Source organism: Lysobacter sp. KACC 24251, from assembly GCF_057747755.1.
In genome coordinates this window covers 2,546,883-2,567,304 of record NZ_CM173222.1, presented here as the reverse complement: position 1 = coordinate 2,567,304, position 20,422 = coordinate 2,546,883, and the positions used below count along the sequence as shown (strand labels likewise).

14 protein-coding genes and 1 riboswitch are annotated in these 20,422 nt (G+C 67.7%); of the genes, 6 read left to right on the top strand and 8 right to left on the bottom strand.

From position 1 onward, the window contains the following. Positions 1–217 precede the first annotated feature (217 nt). On the top strand, positions 218–901 hold the full coding sequence (locus AC3ARF_RS11945; RefSeq protein WP_498928202.1) for a response regulator transcription factor: 684 nt from the start codon (positions 218–220) through the stop codon (positions 899–901). Then, positions 888–2,219 (top strand): sensor histidine kinase, encoded by a 1,332-nt coding sequence (locus AC3ARF_RS11940; RefSeq protein ID WP_498928200.1) that lies wholly within the window; start codon positions 888–890, stop codon positions 2,217–2,219. Before AC3ARF_RS11945 ends, AC3ARF_RS11940 begins: the two co-directional genes overlap by 14 nt. Before the next feature lie 108 nt (positions 2,220–2,327). Here AC3ARF_RS11940 and AC3ARF_RS11935 read toward each other — a convergent pair whose 3' ends face one another. The 5 genes from AC3ARF_RS11935 to metF form a co-directional block, all read right to left on the bottom strand. Then, on the bottom strand, positions 2,328–3,248 hold the full coding sequence (locus AC3ARF_RS11935) for a branched-chain amino acid transaminase (RefSeq protein ID WP_498928198.1): 921 nt from the start codon (positions 3,246–3,248) through the stop codon (positions 2,328–2,330). Positions 3,249–3,352: 104 nt separating this feature from the next. Next, the gene (locus AC3ARF_RS11930) at positions 3,353–4,624 is read right to left on the bottom strand and encodes a M12 family metallo-peptidase (RefSeq protein WP_498928196.1); all 1,272 of its coding nucleotides are present in this window, start codon (positions 4,622–4,624) and stop codon (positions 3,353–3,355) included. 103 nt (positions 4,625–4,727) lie between these two features. Next, the gene (locus AC3ARF_RS11925; protein WP_498928194.1) at positions 4,728–5,288 is read right to left on the bottom strand and encodes a DUF4124 domain-containing protein; all 561 of its coding nucleotides are present in this window, start codon (positions 5,286–5,288) and stop codon (positions 4,728–4,730) included. 119 nt (positions 5,289–5,407) lie between these two features. Continuing rightward, positions 5,408–6,046, bottom strand: a complete 639-nt coding sequence (locus AC3ARF_RS11920; RefSeq protein ID WP_498928192.1) for a hypothetical protein — start codon at positions 6,044–6,046, stop codon at positions 5,408–5,410. A 93-nt stretch (positions 6,047–6,139) separates the two neighbouring features. After that, the gene (gene metF, locus AC3ARF_RS11915; RefSeq protein ID WP_498928190.1) at positions 6,140–6,973 is read right to left on the bottom strand and encodes a methylenetetrahydrofolate reductase [NAD(P)H]; all 834 of its coding nucleotides are present in this window, start codon (positions 6,971–6,973) and stop codon (positions 6,140–6,142) included. Positions 6,974–7,121: 148 nt separating this feature from the next. Here metF and AC3ARF_RS11910 point away from each other — a divergent pair, with 148 nt between their 5' ends. After that, the gene (locus AC3ARF_RS11910) at positions 7,122–7,517 is read left to right on the top strand and encodes a DUF3224 domain-containing protein (protein ID WP_498928188.1); all 396 of its coding nucleotides are present in this window, start codon (positions 7,122–7,124) and stop codon (positions 7,515–7,517) included. A gap of 110 nt (positions 7,518–7,627) precedes the next feature. On the opposite strand, the gene ahcY is transcribed toward AC3ARF_RS11910, so the two are convergent. Continuing rightward, on the bottom strand, positions 7,628–9,070 hold the full coding sequence (gene ahcY / locus AC3ARF_RS11905) for an adenosylhomocysteinase (RefSeq protein WP_498928187.1): 1,443 nt from the start codon (positions 9,068–9,070) through the stop codon (positions 7,628–7,630). 79 nt (positions 9,071–9,149) lie between these two features. Then, positions 9,150–9,246: riboswitch (S-adenosyl-L-homocysteine riboswitch) on the bottom strand. A 151-nt stretch (positions 9,247–9,397) separates the two neighbouring features. Between ahcY and AC3ARF_RS11900 the strand changes: the two genes are divergently transcribed. Then, entirely contained in the window at positions 9,398–11,920 is a 2,523-nt protein-coding gene (locus tag AC3ARF_RS11900; RefSeq protein ID WP_498928184.1) for a S9 family peptidase, read from the top strand. A 178-nt stretch (positions 11,921–12,098) separates the two neighbouring features. On the opposite strand, the gene metK is transcribed toward AC3ARF_RS11900, so the two are convergent. Next, positions 12,099–13,334 carry a methionine adenosyltransferase gene (metK, locus tag AC3ARF_RS11895; RefSeq protein ID WP_498928182.1) on the bottom strand — a complete coding sequence of 412 codons (1,236 nt, stop codon included), beginning with the start codon at positions 13,332–13,334 and terminating at the stop codon, positions 12,099–12,101. A 228-nt stretch (positions 13,335–13,562) separates the two neighbouring features. Here metK and olsF point away from each other — a divergent pair, with 228 nt between their 5' ends. Next, positions 13,563–15,335 carry a bifunctional ornithine lipid synthase OlsF gene (gene olsF / locus AC3ARF_RS11890; protein ID WP_498928180.1) on the top strand — a complete coding sequence of 591 codons (1,773 nt, stop codon included), beginning with the start codon at positions 13,563–13,565 and terminating at the stop codon, positions 15,333–15,335. Beyond that, positions 15,332–16,159: a UDP-2,3-diacylglucosamine diphosphatase gene (locus AC3ARF_RS11885; protein WP_498928178.1), complete on the top strand. Its 828-nt coding sequence runs from the start codon at positions 15,332–15,334 to the stop codon at positions 16,157–16,159. Before olsF ends, AC3ARF_RS11885 begins: the two co-directional genes overlap by 4 nt. Before the next feature lie 8 nt (positions 16,160–16,167). Here the strand turns inward: AC3ARF_RS11885 and AC3ARF_RS11880 are convergent, their stop codons facing one another. Beyond that, positions 16,168–20,418 carry a WD40 repeat domain-containing serine/threonine protein kinase gene (locus AC3ARF_RS11880; RefSeq protein ID WP_498928176.1) on the bottom strand — a complete coding sequence of 1,417 codons (4,251 nt, stop codon included), beginning with the start codon at positions 20,416–20,418 and terminating at the stop codon, positions 16,168–16,170. Positions 20,419–20,422: the final 4 nt, after the last annotated feature.

Sequence of the window (20,422 nt, the reverse complement as noted above, 5' to 3'; positions counted from 1 at the left end):
CTGGGTCTTTGTTTTTCCTGCACGCACCGCTTGCCGATCACGCACCGCTTGCCGATTGCACCGTTTCCACTGCACCGTATACCGGTGCGGCGCGCATGAAGCGGATACTGACGGGCGCTCTGGCAGAATCGAGTCGCACGATGGCGACGCTGCCATCGCGGTCATCGGAACCCGGGCGCGGCAACGCGGTCGAAGGACCCACCAACAGGACGATTCGATGCGCATCCTAGTCATTGAAGACAACCAGGACATCGCCGCCAACCTTGGCGACTTCCTCGAAGACCGCGGACACACCGTGGACTTTGCCGCCGACGGCATCACCGGCCTGCATCTGGCGGTGGTGCATGAGTTCGACGCCATCGTGCTCGATCTCAACCTGCCCGGCCTCGATGGCCTGGAGGTGTGCCGCAAGCTGCGCAACGAAGCGCGCAAGCAGACCCCGGTGCTGATGCTGACCGCGCGCGACAGCTTGGACAACAAGCTCGCCGGCTTCGATTCCGGCGCGGACGACTACCTGATCAAGCCCTTCGCCCTGCAGGAGGTGGAGGTCCGGCTCAATGCACTGGCACGCCGCGGTCGTGGCGTGCAGACCCGCGTGCTGAACGTGGGCGACCTGGAATACAACCTGGATACGCTGGAAGTGCGGCGCCAGGGCAAGCTTCTGCAACTCAACCCCACGGCGCTGAAGATCCTGCAGGCGCTCATGGAAGCGTCACCGGCGGTGGTCACCCGGCAGGAGTTGGAGACGCGGGTGTGGGGCGAGGAGCTGCCGGACTCGGACAGCCTGCGCGTGCACATCCATGGCCTGCGCGCGGTGCTCGACAAACCCTTCGGCGAGCCCATGATCCAGACCCGTCACGGCATCGGCTACCGAATCGCCCCGTACGATGGCGCCACCTGACCGGGCTCCAGCGTCGCGTCGCCACCGGCGGCGCTACCGCAGGCGGCTGCGCAGCCGCATCATCCTCGGCTTCGTCCTCCTCGGCTTCGGGCTGACGATGCTGTTCGCGTTCGCGACCAACTGGACCCGCACCCGGGTCGAGAACACGCTGGTCGAGGACGTGATGAACCGCAACATCGACGAGTACGCCCGTCAGTACTTCGCCAAGCCCGACCAGAAGCCCGAGTTTGGCGTGCAGCAGATGCTGGGGCGGGTGGTCAAGCGCGAGAACTTCCAGGCGCTCCGCCTGGAGCAGCCCGACTGGTACGAACTGGGCGATGGCATCCACAGCATCACCGGTCGCAACCCGGATGGCAGCCCGTTTGCGTACAAGCTGGCTGTGCGCAAGACCCAGGACGAGTGGTTCTTCCTCGCCTACGACATGACCCAGTCGATGCGCGGCGAGATGCAGTTCAATCGGGCCATCTACAGCTCGGTGGTGGTGTTCACCCTGCTGTCGCTGCTGGTCGGATGGTGGTCGGCTTCACGGGTGATGAGCCCGGTGTCGGAGTTGGCGACGCGGCTGAAGCGTTCCGGCCGCACCGCGCAAGCCGAAGCGCTGGCCAGCCATTTCCCCGACGACGAGGTGGGTCAGTTGGCGGCCGCGCTGGATGATTACGCCGAGCGGCTGACCGAGGTGGTGCAGCGCGATCGCGAGTTCAATGCCGACGTCAGCCACGAACTGCGCACGCCGCTCGCCGTGATCCGTGGCGCGGTGGAACTGCTCCTGTCCAAGCCCGAACTGGACGACAAGACCCGCGGCCGCCTGCAGCGCATCCAGCGTGCCGAGCAGCAGTGCACCGACCTGATCAGCGCGCTGTTGCTGCTGTCGCGCAATGAACGTGGCCACGGTGCCACCGATGTGGCGCGCCAGGCCGAACAGTTGCTGGACGTGCATCGCACGCAACTGGGCGGCAAGGCGCTGGAGCTGCGAATTGAAGGCGAGCGGGGCTTGGTGGTGGATGCGCCCGAGGCGGCAGTTGCCGTCGCCTTGGGCAACCTGATCGGCAACGCGGTGAAGTACACGCCCAGCGGCGAAGTCGTGGTGCAGGTCACCGGGAACGCGGTGGAGGTGGCCGACTCCGGGCCTGGGCTGAGCGCGGAGGATGCCGCCAAGCTGTTCCAGCGCGGCTACCGAGGCACCCATGCCGGGCACTCGCAGGGCGGTGGCATCGGGCTGTCGATCGTGCGCCGGCTCTGCGACCTGTACGGCTGGAACGTCAGCGTGCGCCCGGGCGAAGAGCGGGGCGTCGTCGCGACCCTGACCTTCGCCCGCTGAGGGGCGGAAACGACAACGCCGCCGGGGTTGCCGGCGGCGTTGAGGTGGTACGCGCGCATCGACGCGACACGTCAGCGGGGAGACGCAGCGCGGGCGGCCCCAAGTGCCTCAGTCCAGCATTTCCAGCCAGCCGTGCTTGTCGGCCGTGCGGCCGTCGAACAGGCCGAAGAACAGTTCCTGGATGCGACGCGTGACCGGGCCGGCGTGGCCGGCGCCGACCTGACGGCCATCGACCGAGCGGATCGGGGTGATCTCGGCGGCGGTGCCGCACATGAACAGCTCGTCGCACAGGTACAGGTACTCGCGCGGCATGTCGCGCTCCACCACTTCGATGCCGGCGTCCTTGGCCAGGGTGATGATGGTGTTGCGGGTGATGCCGTTGAGCAACGCGGCGCTCACCGGCGTGGTGTGCAGCGCGCCGTCGAACACCAGGAACAGGTTCTCGCCGGCGCCTTCGCTCAGCAGGCCGGTCGAGGCCAGCGCGATGCCTTCGCCGAAGCCCAGGCGACGCGCCTCACGCGCGATCAGCTGGCCGGACAGGTAGTTGCCGCCGGCCTTGGCGCCGGCTGGGATGGTGTTGGGCGCGAAACGCTGCCAGCTGGACACGCAGGCGTCGATGCCGGCTTCCAGCGCGCCGTCGCCCAGGTACGGGCCCATGAACCACGAGGCGACCGACATCTCCACAGGCGTGTCGGCCGACAGGCCGAAGCCGCCGAGGCCGCGGTAGGCAAACGGGCGCAGGTAGGCCTTCGTCAGGTCGTTCTTCTTGATGACCTCGCGGCAGGCCGCGTTGAGCGTCGCCAGGTCGTACGGCATGGGCATGTCGTAGATCCGCGCCGAGGCGTACAGCCGCTTGTTGTGGTCGGTCAGGCGGAAGATCGCCGGGCCGTTGGGGGTCTCGTAGCAGCGGATGCCTTCGAATACCGATGAGCCATAGTGCAGGGCATGCGACATCACGTGGGTGGTGGCATCGGCCCAGCGCTTGATCTCGCCGTTGTGCCAGATCCATTCGGGGTATTGCATGCTCATGCCAGCGTCTCGATGGGTACGAAAGCGCACATTTTACCCCGGCCCGCAAAAGAAGGCGCCGCACGGTTTCCCGTGCGGCGCCCGAGGTGTTGCGCTACCGCGGATCAGCGGAAGCCGGCGACGGTCGCCTTGGTTTCCACCAGCACGCGCTGGTTGTGGCTCTTGTCGTAGGTGCCCATCGGCACGCCGCCGTAGGTGACGGCCGGGTTGGACCAGTAGTTCAGGCGCGGGCAGCCGGCGCCCGTGCAGTTGTACGCCATGACGGTGCGCCAGCTGTTGTCAGGGGCGCGGTAGCCGTGGCCATACGCGTACGGCGAGGTGGTCGGGTCGGCAGCCGGATCGTGGCGGGCCGACTGCAGGTGGCCCACTTCATGCGCGAAGCTGTAGTAGCCGGTGATGCAGTCCCAGTAGGCCACGGCGAACGCGGTCGAGGCGGTGGAGCCGATGCCCGAGGCCAGGCCGCACGACGAGGCATCGTTGTTCACCAGCACGCCGACGTCAGCGGCATTGGCGTCACGGGTGGCATGGACGGTGTCCATGTAACCGTCGGTGGTGCTGCGGAAGCGGCTCAGGTCCGTGCTCATGCCCGCCGTGGCGTACGTGGTGGTCGAATAGTTGGCCAGCACCATGTTGATGCCCACGTTGGAGTTCACGTAGCCCTGGTTGGACTCGGCCACGGCCAGTTCCACCAGCGCCTGCATGTCGCCGCCGTAGGCGGTGATGGCATCGCTGGTGGCGACCACCATCACGCGGATGGTCTGGGTCGGACCCGGGTCGACCGGGGTGCCGCCACCGCCACAATTGGTGCGGCACGGCTTGCCACTGGCGGTGATCTTCTTGGCCGCGGCGTCGAAAATCTGCTGGTAGGCATTGGCCGGATGGTCGGCCGGCATGCGCGACTCATCGACCTCGATCACCGCCGTCTCGCCGCTGGGCAGCGGGCGGATCCGATACAGCTGGCCGGCGACGCGCGCGGTGCCGGTGATCTGCTCGCCGTGGCGAACCAGCACCACGTCATTGAGTGGGTCGGCGGTGGTGTCACGCGGGGCGTAGCCGCGCTGGGTGGCCGTCTCGCGGACATGGCCCACCCACACGGTGCTGCCGCGCGCGGTGCGCTCAGTGCGGGCGCGGTCGACAGTGAGCCGACGGCTGCCCAGCTGCAGTTCGATCTGGCTGCTGTCGCTGGCGCTCGCATCCACGGAGACAATGCGCAGGTCACGGGTGCTGGGGTTGGCCAGCAGCGTCTCGAGCACGCGCTCGTTGCGGGCGTCGGCGTTGGCGGACTGGGCGACGAACAGCGGCTTGCCGGCCGCGACCGCCGAACCGGCGAGCACAAAGCCCGCCAGCCCCGCGGCAAAACGAAGGGTGTGGTTCATGGTTTGGATTTCCCGAATAGTGACGCACGAATCCGTCGTGCGGCGCCAAGGGTCGTTCAGCAGCGGCGGAGCGACAAGCTGCGCTGCAACATCGGGGCGCCGATCAGAAGCTGATCCACAGGCAATCCAGGTGGCGGCGCAGGCCGAAGTGCGTGCGCGATGGTGTGCTTCCATTCGCCAGCGTCTGTTCCACGCGCAATCCGACCGGCGCCTGCCGCACCGTGGTCTGCGGGTAGTACTCGCCATCCACGCCCTCCGGGGAGGTTGGCATCACCGCGGACACGTCCACCAACGGTCGCTCAACGATGACCGACAGTCGCTCCATGATGCGGTAACCCTGCTCACTGGACATGCCGGGCCAGTGATATAGCGCTGCGAGCCGATTCGCGTCGCGGCGGTCGATGGCGCTCGTCACCTCGTAGATGAGGTCCTGCACGTTGCGTGGGCAGCGCGCGGCGCGAAGGCCCTTGGCCACGGCCCCGGGTGCGGCCGGGGTTGGCGACGCTTCCACGGCGTTGACATCGCGACAGCGCTTGTCAGTGAAGGTGGTGCTCCCATCGGCGCCAGTGCAGCGGTGGACCTGGGCCGACGCGGTACCGGGCAGCCCCATCCCGACGCCTACCGCGAGCAGCGAGATCAGGATGGCGGTGGGATTGCTCGACATTGACGCAGCCTAGCGCCGGGCTCCGAAGCCGAACAGTGCGCTTCTCGACGCTTCGGTGCCCCGGTTGCACCCGGGTTCAGCCCACAGAGCCGACCGGGTGGCTGGAATTGCGAAGTCGATCAGAATTCCACGAAGTAGCAACCCTGGTAGCGCTTGACCTCCAAATCGACGATGCGCTGGGCGCCGCCTTCACCGAACCACAACTGCATGATGCCGGCATTGGCGTCGCCCGCACTGGTGGAGGCATCGGCGAACTGCAGGCCTGCGGAACCGATCGTGGCATCCATATAGCGAGCATCCGCGAGCGGGGCGTCCGTGAGCCGGTCGATGCGTTCCATGCCCATCTGCCCTTCGCGGTGGGTCTTGCCCGCCCATTGGAAACTCTCGGCGATGCGGTTGATGTCGCCCAGCGCAAAGGCGCCACGCAAGTCCATCGCAAGCTGCGTCGCCGAGCGCGCGCACCCGGCGGCGGCCGAGCGGCGGCCCGGCGCAGGGAGGGCAAGCGGTTGGGTCGCATCGGCGAGGTCGTAGTGCGCTTCCGACATCGCCTCTTCGCGCGCGATGCGGGTCAGCAGATCACCGGACATCGGTTTCGCGGTGGCGCCGTGCACCGAGCATGGTTTGTCGGTGTAGACCGTGGTGCCGTCGGTCGCTTGGCAGCGCTGGATGCCCGTGGCGGCATTGACCGGCATCGACGCCGGCATCGAGGCGGCGAGCAGGGTGAGTGCGGCGGCAGCAGTGGCATGGAGCGTTTTCATGGCACGAATGACGAACAACGTGGGGGTACGCGCATGCTCCCCGCGTTGTCGTCAACGCCGTGTCTGAAAACAGCCCGTGGGGCTGAACCCCGCTCAAACCGCGTCGATTCTCGCCAGTACGTTCAGTGTTGGTTTCGACAGGTTGAGCGTGTAGAAGTGCAGCCCCGGCGCACCGCCCTCCATCAGCCTCGTGCAAAGCTGCGCGACGACTTCCGCGCCGAACTCGCGAACGCTGTCCGCGTCATCGGCATAGGCCTGCATGCGCTGTGCGACCCAACGCGGAATTTCCGCGCCGCACAGGTCCGAGAAGCGGCGGATCTGGCTGAAGTTGGAGATGGGCATGATGCCAGGCACGATCGGGATGTCGATCCCGGCTTTGCGCGCATCATCGACGAAACGGAAGTACGCATCCGCGTTGTAGAAGTATTGGGTGATGGCGCCGTTGGCCCCGGCCTTGACCTTGGTGACGAAGGCCTTGAGGTCGGCGTGCGCATCGCGCGCCTGCGGATGCGTTTCGGGATAGGCGGCCACTTCAATGTGGAAATGATCGCCGGTTTCGCCGCGGATGAATTCGACCAGCTCGCTGGCGTAACGCAGGTCGCCGGGGCTGACCATGCCGGAGGGCAGGTCGCCGCGCAGGGTGACCAGGCGGCGCGCGCCCAGCGCCTTGTACAGCTTGAGCAACCCGCGGATCTCCTCGCGCGAGCCGCCCATGCAGGTGATGTGCGGTGCGGCGTCATAGCCATGCTGGCCGCGCAGGTGCTGGATGGCCTCGGGCGTGTGGCTGAGGGTGGAGCCGCCCGCGCCAAAGGTGACGCTGACGTAATCGGGCGAATGCGCCTTCAGCTTGGCAGCGGTCTTGTCCAGCTGTGCGCGCTGCTCGTCGGTCTTCGGCGGGTAGAACTCGAAGCTGATGGGGAACGACATGCGGAAGTCCGTGGCTGGCGTGGCCGTGATTATATCGCTTCATCGCGATGAAGCAATGCGCTTTTGACGACTTCTGAACGACTGCATTGGCAGATTGATGCGCATCGGGCGGCCCGTACCGCCCAGGTCTGGGGACAGGAACCCGCACATGAGGCAGGTAAACGGGACATTCGAGGTGGCGCTGACGCCCTTGGCCGACGCAGCCCAGACCGCGGTGATCAGCCGGATGGCGATCGACAAGCGCTTCCACGGGCCGCTGGATGGCCAAAGCCAGGGACAGATGCTGGCGACCCGCACGCCGGTGGACGGCTCGGCTGGCTACGTGGCGCTGGAGCGGGTGACGGCGACGCTGGAAGGGCGCAGCGGGAGCTTCACCCTGCAGCACAGCGGGACGATGAATCGGGGCGCGGCGACGCTGCAGCTGACCGTGGTCCCGGACTCCGGCAGCGAAGGGTTGGCGGGAATCGACGGACGCATGGCCATCACCATTGCCGGTGGCGAGCACTACTACGAGTTCGATTACACCTTCGACGACGGCGACTGAGGCCGGGTGCAAGCGATGCGCGGAACCCCCGCAAACAAAACGGGCGCCGAGGCGCCCGTTTTGTTGCCCAACCCGCAGATGTTGCCGACGGGCTGGAGACCGCACGCGGGTCAGTAGCGGTAGTGGTCCGGCTTGTAAGGACCGTCCACCGGCACGCCCAGGTAGGCCGCCTGGTCGGCGGTGAGCGTGGTCAGCTTCACGCCGATCTTCTCCAGGTGCAGGCGTGCGACTTCCTCGTCCAGCTTCTTTGGCAGGATGTAGACCTTGGGGTCGTAGAAGTCCTTGTTGGCCCACAGGTCGATCTGCGCCAGCGTCTGGTTGGAGAAGCTGTTGCTCATCACGAAGCTGGGGTGGCCGGTGGCGCAGCCCAGGTTCACCAGGCGGCCTTCGGCCAGCAGGAAGATGCTGTTGCCATTGGCGAAGGTGTACTTGTCGACCTGCGGCTTGATGTTGGTGCGAACCGCACCGGAGGCATTGAGCGCATCGACCTGGATCTCGTTGTCGAAGTGGCCGATGTTGCAGACGATCGCCTGGTCCTTCATGCCCTGCATGTGCGCCAGGGTCAGCACGTCCTTGTTACCGGTGGTGGTGACGTAGATGTCGCCGCGGCCGAGGGTGCTCTCGACGGTGTTGACCTCAAAGCCTTCCATCGCGGCCTGCAGGGCGTTGATCGGGTCGATCTCGGTGACCACCACGCGCGCGCCGTAGGCCCGCAGCGAGTGCGCCGAGCCCTTGCCGACGTCGCCGTAACCGCAGACGACGGCGACCTTGCCGGCCAGCATCACGTCCATCGCGCGCTTGAGGCCGTCGGCCAGCGACTCGCGGCAGCCGTACAGGTTGTCGAACTTGCTCTTGGTGACCGAGTCGTTGACGTTGATCGCGGGGACCAGCAACTGGCCTTCCTGCGCGAGCTGGTACAGGCGGTGGACGCCGGTGGTGGTCTCCTCGGAGACACCCTTCCAATCGCGCACGACGGTGTGCCAATAGCCCGGGCGCTCGGCGGCGACGCGCTTGAGCAGGTTCTTGATCACCTGCACTTCGTGGTTGTCGGACGGGGTGTTGACCCAGTCGCTGCCGTTCTCCAGCTCGTAGCCCTTGTGGATCAGCAGGGTGACGTCACCACCGTCGTCCACCACCAGTTGCGGGCCGAGGAAGCCGCCGTTGCCGTCGGGGAAGCTCAGCGCGTCGAGGGTGCAGTCCCAGTATTCCTCCAGCGTCTCGCCCTTCCACGCGAACACCGGGGTGCCGGTGACGGCGATGGCGGCGGCGGCGTGGTCCTGCGTGCTGAAGATGTTGCACGAGGCCCAGCGCACGTCGGCCCCGATGTCCTTCAGCGTCTCGATCAGCACGGCGGTCTGGATGGTCATGTGCAGCGAGCCGGTCACGCGCACGCCCTTGAGCGGCGTGGTGGCGGCGTACTTCTTGCGGATCGACATCAGGCCCGGCATCTCGTGCTCGGCGATGTCGATTTCCTTGCGGCCCCAATCGGCCAGCGAGATGTCGGCAACCTTGTAGTCGCCTTCCGTGGAGAAGGTCTTGGCAACAGCGTTCATGTAAAGCTCCGAATGTTGGAAGTCCGCGCGGGGCGGGCTTTGCGGGGCACGGCCGGTGGGGCTGGGCGGTGCGATCCGCGGACATCGGGCGCCGTTGGTGCGCGGCAGGAGGCCTGCCGCCGGTTCGCCGAGCCTGGCCGTGCTCGTACGTCACGGTCGCAGCGCCCCTCGGCGAAGCGCCTATTGTACTGCGGTTGGGGCGTGGCTGGATGCAGCCCGGGGGTGGCCTTCACCATGGCCGGCAGGGGGACGGTCAGGACTTTTGTCATTTCCCGGTCGCCGCGCGGCGTGCGACCCTCGGGTGGTTCTCCATTCAGGGGTTGATGCATGAAGAGTCTGGCGCGGCGGGGTTACGCCGCTGGGTTGATGGTCGCGTTGTTGCCGTTGGGCACGTTTGCGCAGGCACTGCCGGCTGGGTCGCTGCCTGCGGCCAATGACGCGACCGCGTCTGGTTACAAACTCCCGCCACAAGCGTTGCATGCCATCGTCGACGCACCACGCGCGCCGCAACTGTTGCTCAGCCCCAAGCGTGATTTGGCCGTTCTGCAACGGATTCCGCCCCTGGCCGGCATCGACGTGGTGGCGCAGCCGGAACTGAAACTGGCCGGCCTTCGCATCAACCCGCGCGCGTACGCCGCCAGCCGCTTCTCGTTTGGCACGCAGCTGTGGCTGATGGACGTGGCCACCGGCGCCGAGGTGCAGCTGGAGGGGCTGCCGGCGTCGCTGGCGGTGGCCAGCCTGGCATGGTCGCCCGACCAGCGCCACCTGGCGTTCAACCACGTGGACAACCGCACCGGTGCCAACGAGTTGTGGGTGGTGGACGTGGCGGCGCGCTCCGCCCGCCGGCTGCTGTCCCAGCCGCTGAACACCGTGGCGGGCCAGGGCTACAGCTGGATGCCCGACAGCCAGCGCCTGCTGGTGCAGTTGCAGCCCGAAGGGCAGGGTACCGCGCCCACGGCCAGCGTGATTCCCTCCGGACCCAACATCCAGCAGACCGAGGCCGGTGCCGGCGTACGCCAGTTGCGCACCTACCAGGACCTGCTGAAGAACGAAGCCGACGCGCAGCTGCTGGAGCACTACCTGCGCTCGCAGCTGGCCCTGGTGGACCTGCAGGGCGGCGCGCGCAACGTGGCTGCGCCCGCCCTGTACCTGGGCGTGGCACCCTCGCCCGACGGGCGACATCTGCTGGTGCAGCAGGTGGAGCGGCCGTTTTCGTACCAGGTGACGGTGGGCAGCTTCCCGCGCCGCATCGAAGTGCTGGATGTGGACGGCAAGCGCCTGCACGAAGTGGCCCGCCTGCCGCTGGTGGAAGGCCTGCCCCCGGGCAACGACGCGGTGCCCACCGGCGTGCGCAGCGTCAGCTGGCGCAGCGACGCGCCGGCCACGCTGGTGTGGGCGCAGGCGCAGGATGGCGGCGACCCCAACCGCGAGGCGGCGGTGCGCGATGCTGTGTACCTGCATGCGGCGCCATTCAAGGCCAAGCCCGTGCTGCTGGCGCGGCTGTCCTCGCGCTATGCCGGCACCACCTGGGGCCGCGGCGACCTGGCCCTGGTCAACGAGTACTGGTGGAAGACGCGCCGCGAGAAGCAGTGGCGCGTGGCGCCCGACCGCCCCTCCAAGGCACCGGAACTGATCCACGAAGGCTCGCGCGAGGACCGCTACAACGACCCCGGCGAGCCGACGACGGTGCGCGACGCCAACGGCTTCGACCGGCTGCAGATTGCCGGTGACGGCCAGAGCATCTTCCTGCGCGGTGCGGGCGCATCCCCCGAGGGTGATCGTCCCTTCCTGGACCGGTTCAACCTGGCCACCAAGCGCAAGACGCGGCTGTTCCACTCGCAGGCGCCACACTTCGAGGTGCCGGCTGCGATCCTGGACGACGAGGCCACGCGCCTGTTGATCACCCGCGAATCGCCCAGCGAGCCGACCAACTTCTACCTGGTTGATCGGGGCGGCGCGGCGCCGGCGGCTCCGCAGGCGCTGACCCGCTTCCCGCACCCCACGCCGCAGCTGAAGGACGTGCGCAAGGAGCAGATCCGTTACAAGCGCAAGGACGGGGTTGAAATGACCGGCACTCTCTACCTGCCGCCCGGGTATGACGCCACCCGCGACGGCCCGCTTCCGGTGCTGATGTGGGCCTACCCGGCGGAGTTCAAATCGGCCGAAGCCGCCAGCCAGGTGCGCGACTCGCCCCACCGCTTCAACACCATCAGCTACTGGGGCCCGCTGCCGTTCCTGGCGCGCGGCTTCGCAGTGCTTGACAACCCCTCCATGCCGATCGTGGGCGAAGGCACCGCCGAGCCCAACGACACCTACGTGGCACAACTGGTGGCCAATGCCGAAGCCGCGGTGGATGAACTGGTGCGCCGCGGCGTGGGCGACCGCAACCGCATGGCCATCGGCGGGCATTCCTACGGCGCGTTCATGACCGCCAACTTGCTGGCCCACACCCGCCTGTTCAAGGCCGGCATTGCCCGCAGCGGCGCCTACAACCGCACCCTGACGCCGTTCGGTTTCCAGGCCGAGGAGCGCAACTACTGGCAGGCCAAGGACGTGTACCGCGAGATGTCGCCGTTCCACCACGCCGAGCGCATCAAGGATGCATTGCTGATCATCCACGGCGAGGAAGACAACAACTCCGGCACCTTCCCCGTGCAGAGCGAGCGCATGTTTGCCGCGGTCAAGGGCATGGGCGGCACTGCGCGCCTCGTGATGCTGCCCAACGAGTCGCACGGCTATCGCGCACGCGAGTCGATCCTGCACATGCTGGCTGAAAGTGATGCATGGCTGGAGAAGTACGTGAAGGCGGCCGGTGCCGCTTCGACTGCGGGGGCCGCTGCCGCCAAGTAACCCGGGCAATCGTCAGGTTGCTTCCGGAACGGCGCCGACTTCGGCGCCGTTCCTCTTTGCGAAGAACTGCTCTCAGTGTCTGCGGAGTTGCCTCCGTCCGTCACGCCCATCAGGCGCAAAAAGAAAACGGGCCGCCAAGGCGACCCGTTCTCATCAACACACTTCAGCGCTGAATAACTTACTTCAGCTTCGCCGCCTTGCGCAGTTCCTCGGCCTTGTCCGTCTTCTCCCACGAGAAGGCGGTCGCCGTCTGCTTCTTGCCGGCGCCGTCCACGTACGACACTTCCTTCGGCTTGCGACCGAAGTGGCCGTATGCGGCCGTGTCCTGGTAGATCGGGTGGATCAGGTCGAGCATCTTCACGATGCCGTACGGGCGCAGGTCGAAGTGCTTGCGGATCAGCTTCTCGATCTGCTCGTCCGGGATCTTGCCGGTGCCGAAGGTGGTGACCGAGATCGAGGTCGGTTCCGCCACGCCGATGGCGTAGGAAACCTGCACCTCGCACTTGTCGGCCAGGCCGGCGGCGACGATGTTCTTGGCCACGTAGCGCGCGGCGTAGGCGGCCGAACGGTCGACCTTGGACGGATCCTTGCCCGAGAACGCGCCGCCACCGTGACGGGCCATGCCGCCGTAGGTGTCGACGATGATCTTGCGGCCGGTCAGGCCACAGTCGCCCACCGGGCCGCCGATCACGAAGATGCCGGTCGGGTTGATGTGGATCTTGTTCTTGGGCAGCGACTCCAGCCACTTCTTCGGCAGCACCGGACGCAGGATGTGCTCGTACACGCCCTCGACGATGTCCTTGTGCTTCAGGCCCGGGTCGTGCTGGGTCGACAGCACCACGGCGTCGAGGCCGGCCACGTTGTGGTTGGCGTCATAGCGCAGGGTGACCTGCGACTTGGCGTCCGGGCGCAGCCACGGCAGCTTGCTGTTCTTGGCCTTGCGCACCTTGGCCTGCTGCTCGACCAGGCGGTGCGAGTAGTAGATCGGGGCGGGCATGAACTCCGGCGCCTCGTTGCAGGCGTAGCCGAACATCAGGCCTTGGTCGCCCGCGCCCTGCTCTTCCGGCTTCTTGGCCTTCTTGCTGGTGCCGTCGACGCCGGCGGCGATGTCGGGCGACTGCTTGCCCAGCATGTTGATGATGGCGCAGGTGTGGCCATCGAAGCCGACATTGGAGTTGTCGTAGCCGATGTCGTTGATGACCTTGCGCGCCAGCGACTCGATGTCGACCCATGCCGAGGTGGTCACCTCGCCGGCGACGATGGCGGCACCGGTCTTGACCAGTGTCTCGCAGGCCACGCGGGCACGCGGGTCCTGGGCGATGATCGCGTCGAGCACGGCATCGGAGATCTGGTCGGCGATCTTGTCCGGATGGCCTTCGGACACCGATTCGGAGGTGAAGAGGTAGGTCGACATCGAGGCTATATCCTTGCATTCGGATAAAAGGATGGGCGCGCATGATACAGCGTCGGGCGCGTGCGTGCATTCTGCCCGCTTCGAGCGTTGCCGTTCAGTTAACTAGCCCAGCCGGCGTTTGCACGGCGTGACTGGGCCGCGGCTGTCACCTGGCTGAAGCCAAAGCGCCACGGGATTGTCGCGCCTCCGTCTCAGGCTGGCGGCCAACAGGGGCCGACGGTGCGAGCGATGCAGCCACTCGAGCAACAACTCCAGCAGCGTTTTCCGCATTGGTTCAGCGGTCGCCGCGCGACGCTGGCGCGACCGCTGCTGCGCACGATCGGGCGCTGGTCGCGCCTGGACGAGGTGGCGGAGTTCCTCCAGGCCAACCGCCACCTTCGCGACTTCGACTTCGTACAGGCAGCGCTGGACTTCCTGCAGGTGCGGCACGAGGCCGACCCGGCGGAGCTGCGGCGGATCCCTTCGACGGGACGACTGCTGATCGTGGCCAACCACCCGTCAGGGGCGTTGGATGCACTGGCGCTGCTGCAGCAGGTGGGCCGGGTACGTCGGGATGTGAGAATCATGGCCAACGATCTGCTGGCGTCGCTGGAGGGGTTGAGCGGGTTGCTGCTGCCGGTGCGCATCCTGGGTGGGCGACCCAGTGCGGACAGCCTGCGCGCGGTCGAACAGGCCTTGGAAGCCGAGCAGTGCGTGATCATCTTCCCCGCGGGCGAGGTGGCCCGGTTGGGCCTGCGCGGTGTGAGGGACGGGCGCTGGCGGCGCGGGTTCCTGCGCTTTGCGCGGGTCACCGGCGCACCGGTGCTGCCGATCCGGGTGGAGGCGCGCAACTCGGCGCTGTTCTACGGAGCTTCGGCGCTGTTCAAGCCAGCGGGTACCGCGTTGCTGGCACGCGAGATGTTTGCCCGGCGCTCGCGGCGGATCCTGCTACGGATCGGGCGGCCGTCGCAGGTGCCCGCAACCGGCGACCCCTCGCGTCACCTGCGCGCGGTGCGCCGGGAACTGCACGCTATCGGCACCCTGCGCGAGCGTGCTGTCGAGGCGGGGCCGGAGCCGCTGGTCGATGCGGTACCCGCGGACCAGGTTTGCGCCGGCATCCAGGCGATGCCGCTGCTGGGGCACACCACCGATGGCCGGGAGATCCGCTGCGGCCGCCTCCTCACCGGCTCGCCCGTGTTGCGCGAGATCGGGCGGCTGCGCGAGCTGACCTTCCGCGCGGTGGGCGAGGGTACCGGCCGAGGTCTGGACGTGGACATCCATGATGGCTGGTACGAACACATTGTGCTGTGGGATGCCACGGCGACGCGCATCGCCGGCGCCTACCGCGTCGCCCGCGGCGCGACCGTGCTGGCCGAGCGCGGTCTGGCCGGGCTGTACACCGCGTCGCTGTTCCGCTACGCCGACGATGCCATCCCGCGCATCGCCGCGGGGATGGAACTCGGGCGCAGTTTCGTGGCTCCCGCTTACTGGGGCAGCCGCAGCATCGACTATCTGTGGCAGGGCATCGGCGCGTACCTGGCGCGACACCCCGGCGTGCGTTACCTGTTCGGGCCGGTGTCGATCAGTGCCGCGTTGCCGGCCGATGCACGGGAGCAGATCGTGGCGTACTACGACCGCTTCTTTGGTGCACGCGAACTGCATGCCGAATCCCGGCAACCATTCGTCTACCGTGCAGCACCACCGGCGTTTGGCGAACTCGACGCAACCACCGCGTTCCGGGTGCTGAAGGCCAACCTGGATGCGCTGGGGGCGACGCTGCCCATGCTGTACAAGCAGTACACCGAACTCTGCGAGCCCGGTGGCGCCCGCTTCCTCGCGTTCGGTGTGGATCCGGATTTCAGCGATGCGGTCGATGGCCTGATCGAGGTCGACCTGCACCGCTTGCGGCCGAAAAAGCGCGAGCGCTACCTCGGCCGCCCCGCCGCCGCACCACCCTCTGCTGGTTCGGTTCCCCAGCCGATATGCGAGGACGCGACGACCCCGGCTCGGGTGCTCGCATGACGCCGCCGGTGGTGTCACTGCCCCCGCGCCGCCGCGCGGTCTTCATCTCCGACGTTCACCTGGGGTCCAAGCACTGCCATGCGGCGGAGCTGGCCGCGTTCCTGGCCGGCCTGCGCTGCGACCGCCTGTACCTGGTGGGCGACATTATCGACCTGTGGTGGATGTCGCTGCGGCGCGCGGTCTGGACCCCGGCGCAACAGCGGGTGTTCGAGAGCCTGCACGCCTTGGCGCGCTCGGGCACAGAACTGGTGTACGTGCCCGGCAACCACGACCGTTCGGCGCGGCGCTTCTGCGGGCTGCTTCTGCCCCGCGTTCAGGTGCGCCGAAGGGCCATCCACACCACCGTCGATGGCCGGCGCCTGCTGGTGACGCATGGCGACGATTACGACGGCATCACCCACTTTGGTGGGCTGCAGGAACGCTTCGGCGATTGGTTGTACTACCGCATCCTGACGGGCAACCATTGGCTCAATCGCATTCGCCGCCGATTCGGACTGCGCTACTGGTCGCTGTCGGAGTTCCTGAAGCGCCGGAGCGGGGCCGCGGAGCGCTACATCGAGCGCTTCGTACAGGCGGGGCTGGACGACGCCCACCGGCGCGGACTGGATGGCGTGATGTGCGGACACATCCACCGCGCCGCACTGTTCGAACGCGATGGCCGCGTCTACGCCAACGATGGGGACTGGGTGGAGAGCCTCACTGCACTGTGCGAGGACCTGGATGGCTCGTTGCGACTGCTATCGCACAGGCATGAGACGTTGGCCTGGCTGCCGCCGCGCTCGCTGGACGAGGCGGCGCCGCGCCGCCTGCCGAGGGCGGCCTGACGTGAGCCTCAGGGCCGCACGTGGGGCGCCAGCGTGATTGCCGCCACCAACACACGGTCGTCGTATGCCGCGGTGTCGGTGGCGTGCAGGCCCAGTTCCACCACGATGCGCTGCGGATGCGGATTCTCCACGCGGGTCGTGTAAACGCTGAGGCCCATGCTGGGAGCCACCTCGTCCCGCGGCGTCATGCCTTGCCAGGCAAGCGCAACCTGCGGCCAGTACGCAGGACGATCATCGCGTTCGATCTCCAGCTGGCTACGCCACGATTGCAGGGCGCGGCTGCCGTCGGCATAGCGGAACTCCAGTTGCGCCACCGGGTCGGTCAGGTTGAAGTCATAGGGCGGGGCGCCAATCGCCGACAGCAGGTGTGCCGCGGAGTAATGTCCGGCTGGCACCTGGATCTGCAAGGGCGCCTCAGCCTGCGCGGGCAGGCGCAGCAGGCCGCGCACGTCGTAATCCACGCCGCGCAGTCGCTGCAGGCCCATCGGCAACCCGCACGGGTTGCCCAGGGCCTTATTGTGGATCATGAAGCTGGTGGCGACGTCCAGCCGGTCGTGGATCGGGTCGGTGTAGTAGCGGCCCAGGTCCAGCACGTGCGCGGGAGTGTCCGGCAGCCGCGGCGGCGTGGCGCTGGACAGGCAGGACCAGACAGAGGGCAGGCGATCCGGCCGCGGTGGTAGTCGCGATGCGCTGCCCAGCCAACTTGCGCGAAGTGCGTCCGAGGGCGCTTGGTAATGGGTGCTGGGGGGTGGCGCGAGCATCGCTGCCTCTTCTTCGATGACGCGGGTAGGGCGAGTATCGGGGGCCAACGCCCATACCAGCCAGCGCCCCAGCGCAGTGCGTGCCAGCAATGAGTGGCTATCGGGGGCGAAGGCCACCTGCGCGACGATGTCGTTGCCGGGCAATGGCGCCTGCAGTGGGGGCCCGAGGGCGGCACCCGTGGCGGCGTCGACCAGCATGACGCCGTTGAACAACGCCTGCGCCAGGATCGTGCCATCGGCCGACAACGCCTGCGCCCGTGCCAGCCGACCTTCGCCGGCGAGCATGACCGGCAATCGCGTGCCGTCGTGGCGGATCAGCACGGACAGGTCGGTGCTGGCGGTGCCGCCAGGACGGCCACTGATGGCGACCGTGCCACTGGACGGTTCCAGCTGCAGGCTGTCGATGCTGGCGTTCAATGGCGTACTGCTCACCCGGCGCCCATCGTCCAGTGACCAGCGCTGCAGTTCGCCGCGCAGGTTGCCGTTGGGGTCCTCAACAGCCTGCACCACCTCCTGGCGCCCCTCGTCCAACTCGGCGGCCACCACCATCGCGTCGGCTGCGGGAGGGCGGAGCACGAACCGCGGCTGCCGCAGGTCGCGGAGGTCGAAGACGCACGTGGCTTCGGTGCTGGTGACCAGCAGCCGCTGGCCATCCTCCGACATTCGGGCGGACACAAAGGGCATGTCCCCGGCGGGACCGAGCGGGTGGCCGAGGGCAAGGTCGAAGGCCTGCACCCGGCTGTCGTCGGGCGAGCGGGCATCGGCAGGCAGCCAGCGTGTCAGCAGCACGCGCCCATCGCTGCTGGTCAGCAGGTCCATGGGGGCGCCCTCCAGCAGGATGGGGGGATACCGCGGCTTCAAGCGCACCCCATCGAGAACATGCAACTCGCGCCCGGCCGTGGCGACCAGCGTCTGGCCATCCGCGACGAGCGCTGCAAATCCTATCGGTTTCGCGAACACCACCCAGTTGGACGCGGGGCGGGCGTCCAGGGCATCGACCAGACGAAGGCGCAGCCCATCGACGTCCACCAGCCTGCGCCCGTCGAAGCGGAGGGGCCACTCCCGCTGCGGCGCGGCGCGTGCGCTGTGCTCGGGCGATGGCGGCAGTTGCCACAGGCGCAGGAGACCGTCCTGGCTGCCGGTCGCAAGTACGCCGGTTTCTAGATCGAAACTGCTGGCAAATCGCGGAATCACCGAGTGATGGGTGATTTCCGGCGCGACGCGCACGGTCCGTCCCCCTTGGCCATCCACCGAATCCATCGCCCACATCGCGACGCGGTCCCAATGCATCGCCAACAGCAGGCAGTGGTCACCATTGGCGTTGCAGTCCAACTGGTGGCCCCACAGTTCGCGCCTCAGCACCACCCGGCTGATGGGCGTGCCGTCAGGCAGGGACCACAGCGACAGGTCGCCATGCCGGGTAGACACCGCCAGCCGCGTGCCATGCGCACTTGTGGACAGCCAGGTGATCTCGCCGCCAGCGTCGGCCAGCAGCAGTCGCGTGGCCCCGGTCGTGGGATCCACCTGCAGCACGCGCCCATTGCGGGTTCCGAGCAGCAGCCAGCGGCCGTCGGGAGTCGCGGTCCACGCGTTGAAGCCGTCGCCCGCCTTGTCGATATCGATGCGACGGCGCAGCGCGAGCGTGTCCGCCTCCAGGATGTCCACCGTTTCGGGCCGCACTCGATACCCCACGAACGGCACGCCGGCGGGAAGCAGCCACCCCGGCCGTTCCGGGTGGCCCGGAATCGCGACCCGGGTCCGCGCACGCGGTTTTCCTTCAGCGGTGTACAGCACCACGCCGCCGTCCCTCGCCAGCGCGAGAACATGGCCGCCGTCGTCGCTCCAGCTTTCGCCGATCAGTGCTTCGCCGCCCGCGACAGGGGTCTGCGCGCCGTCCGCAAGCGCGAGCCGGTAGGTCTGGTAGCCGCCGGGACGCATCTGGCCCATCGTCCAGTGCTCGCTGACGATGAGGTGGTCTCCATCGGGCGTGAACAACAAGCGCCGGAGTTGCCCGTCCCAGGACTTGCGGTGTTGCCGCAACACCACGCGCCAGCGTTCCCTTCCGGAAACGCGCTCGTACAAGGCGACGGTCAGGGGATCCAGCCCCACTGCAATCAATGTCCCATCGGGGCTGAGCGCGGCCACGTGGATCGGTGCGCGCGCGTCGATGATGCCCACCAGCGCCGGCATCCGGGCGCGGGCCAGCCCGAGTCGCAGGCGTTCGCGCTGGGCCTCGCCCACCGCACCGGAGGCCTCCTTTTCGCGCAGGTTGGCGGCCAGTGAAGCCATGGCGGCATAGCCGCGCGAGTCTTCGAACAGGCGCCAAGCGCTCTCCTCGCGTTGCGCCCACAGGTTACGGCTGGCATCCAGGGAGTGCGCCTCGGCGCGACGCCATTCGCGGGCAGCCACCAGCACGCCGACCAGCAATGCAACCAAACCGAGTGCACTCACCGACGCCAACCTCGGTTCGCGCCGCATCCATTGCCACGCATGCTGCGCGGCGTTGAGCGGCCGCGCGCGCACTTCCCGCTCCTCGATGAAGCGTCCGAGGTCATCGGCCAGCGCACGGGCGCTGGGGTAGCGCCACGCCGGGTCCTTTTGCAGGCAGCGCAGACAGATTGCTTCAAGGTCACGTGGCAGCGCCTCGTTATAGCGACGCGGTCCTCGCACCGTGCCGGCGAGCACCAGCCCCACCACCGCCTGCGGAGACTCGCCTTCGAACGGAGGATGTCCGGTCAGTGCCTCGTACAAGATCGCGCCAAGTCCCCAGACGTCGGTGGCCGGGCTCAATTTCTGGCCATGCACCTGCACCTGTTCGGGCGCCATGTAACCGGGCGTGCCGGAGACGCGCTCGTTGTCGACGAGTCCATCGGCCCCCAGACGACGGGCGAGGCCGAAATCGGTGATGCGCGCGACGTGGTCGTTGCCAAGGATGACGTTGCCTGGCTTGAGGTCCAGGTGCAGCATCCCTTGTCGGTGCGCATAGTCCACCGCTTCGGCGACGGTGCGCAGCAACAGTGCGGCTTCCCGGGGAGGGAGCGGTCCTTCCTGCTGCAGGCGTTCGGCAAGGGTCCGCCCTTCCACCAGCTGCATCGCATAATAGATCTGGCCGTCGTAGTCGCCGATCTCATGCACCGCCACGATGTTGGGATGCTGCAGCAACGCGGCATGCCGCGCCTCGCTGCGCAGGGTGGCGACGAACTCGGGCGCCGCCCAGATTCCACCTGACAACAGCTTCAATGCAACTTCACGATCCAGCGAACGCTGGAAGGCGCGATACACCACGCCCATGCCGCCGCGGCCGAGCACGGCGCGCAGTTCGTAGTCACCGAACTCGCGCTGGACCGGATCGTCAGGGTCCAGCTCCGAGGCCCGAGGTGGCCCACCCGCTTCGGCCCCTCCAGGCAGCGTCTCCTGGCCGAACGCCAGCCGCACCACCGCGGAGTTCATCCACCAGCGTGTGTCGCGCGTGCCCGGTTGGCCGTGTTCGTCGGGCATGACC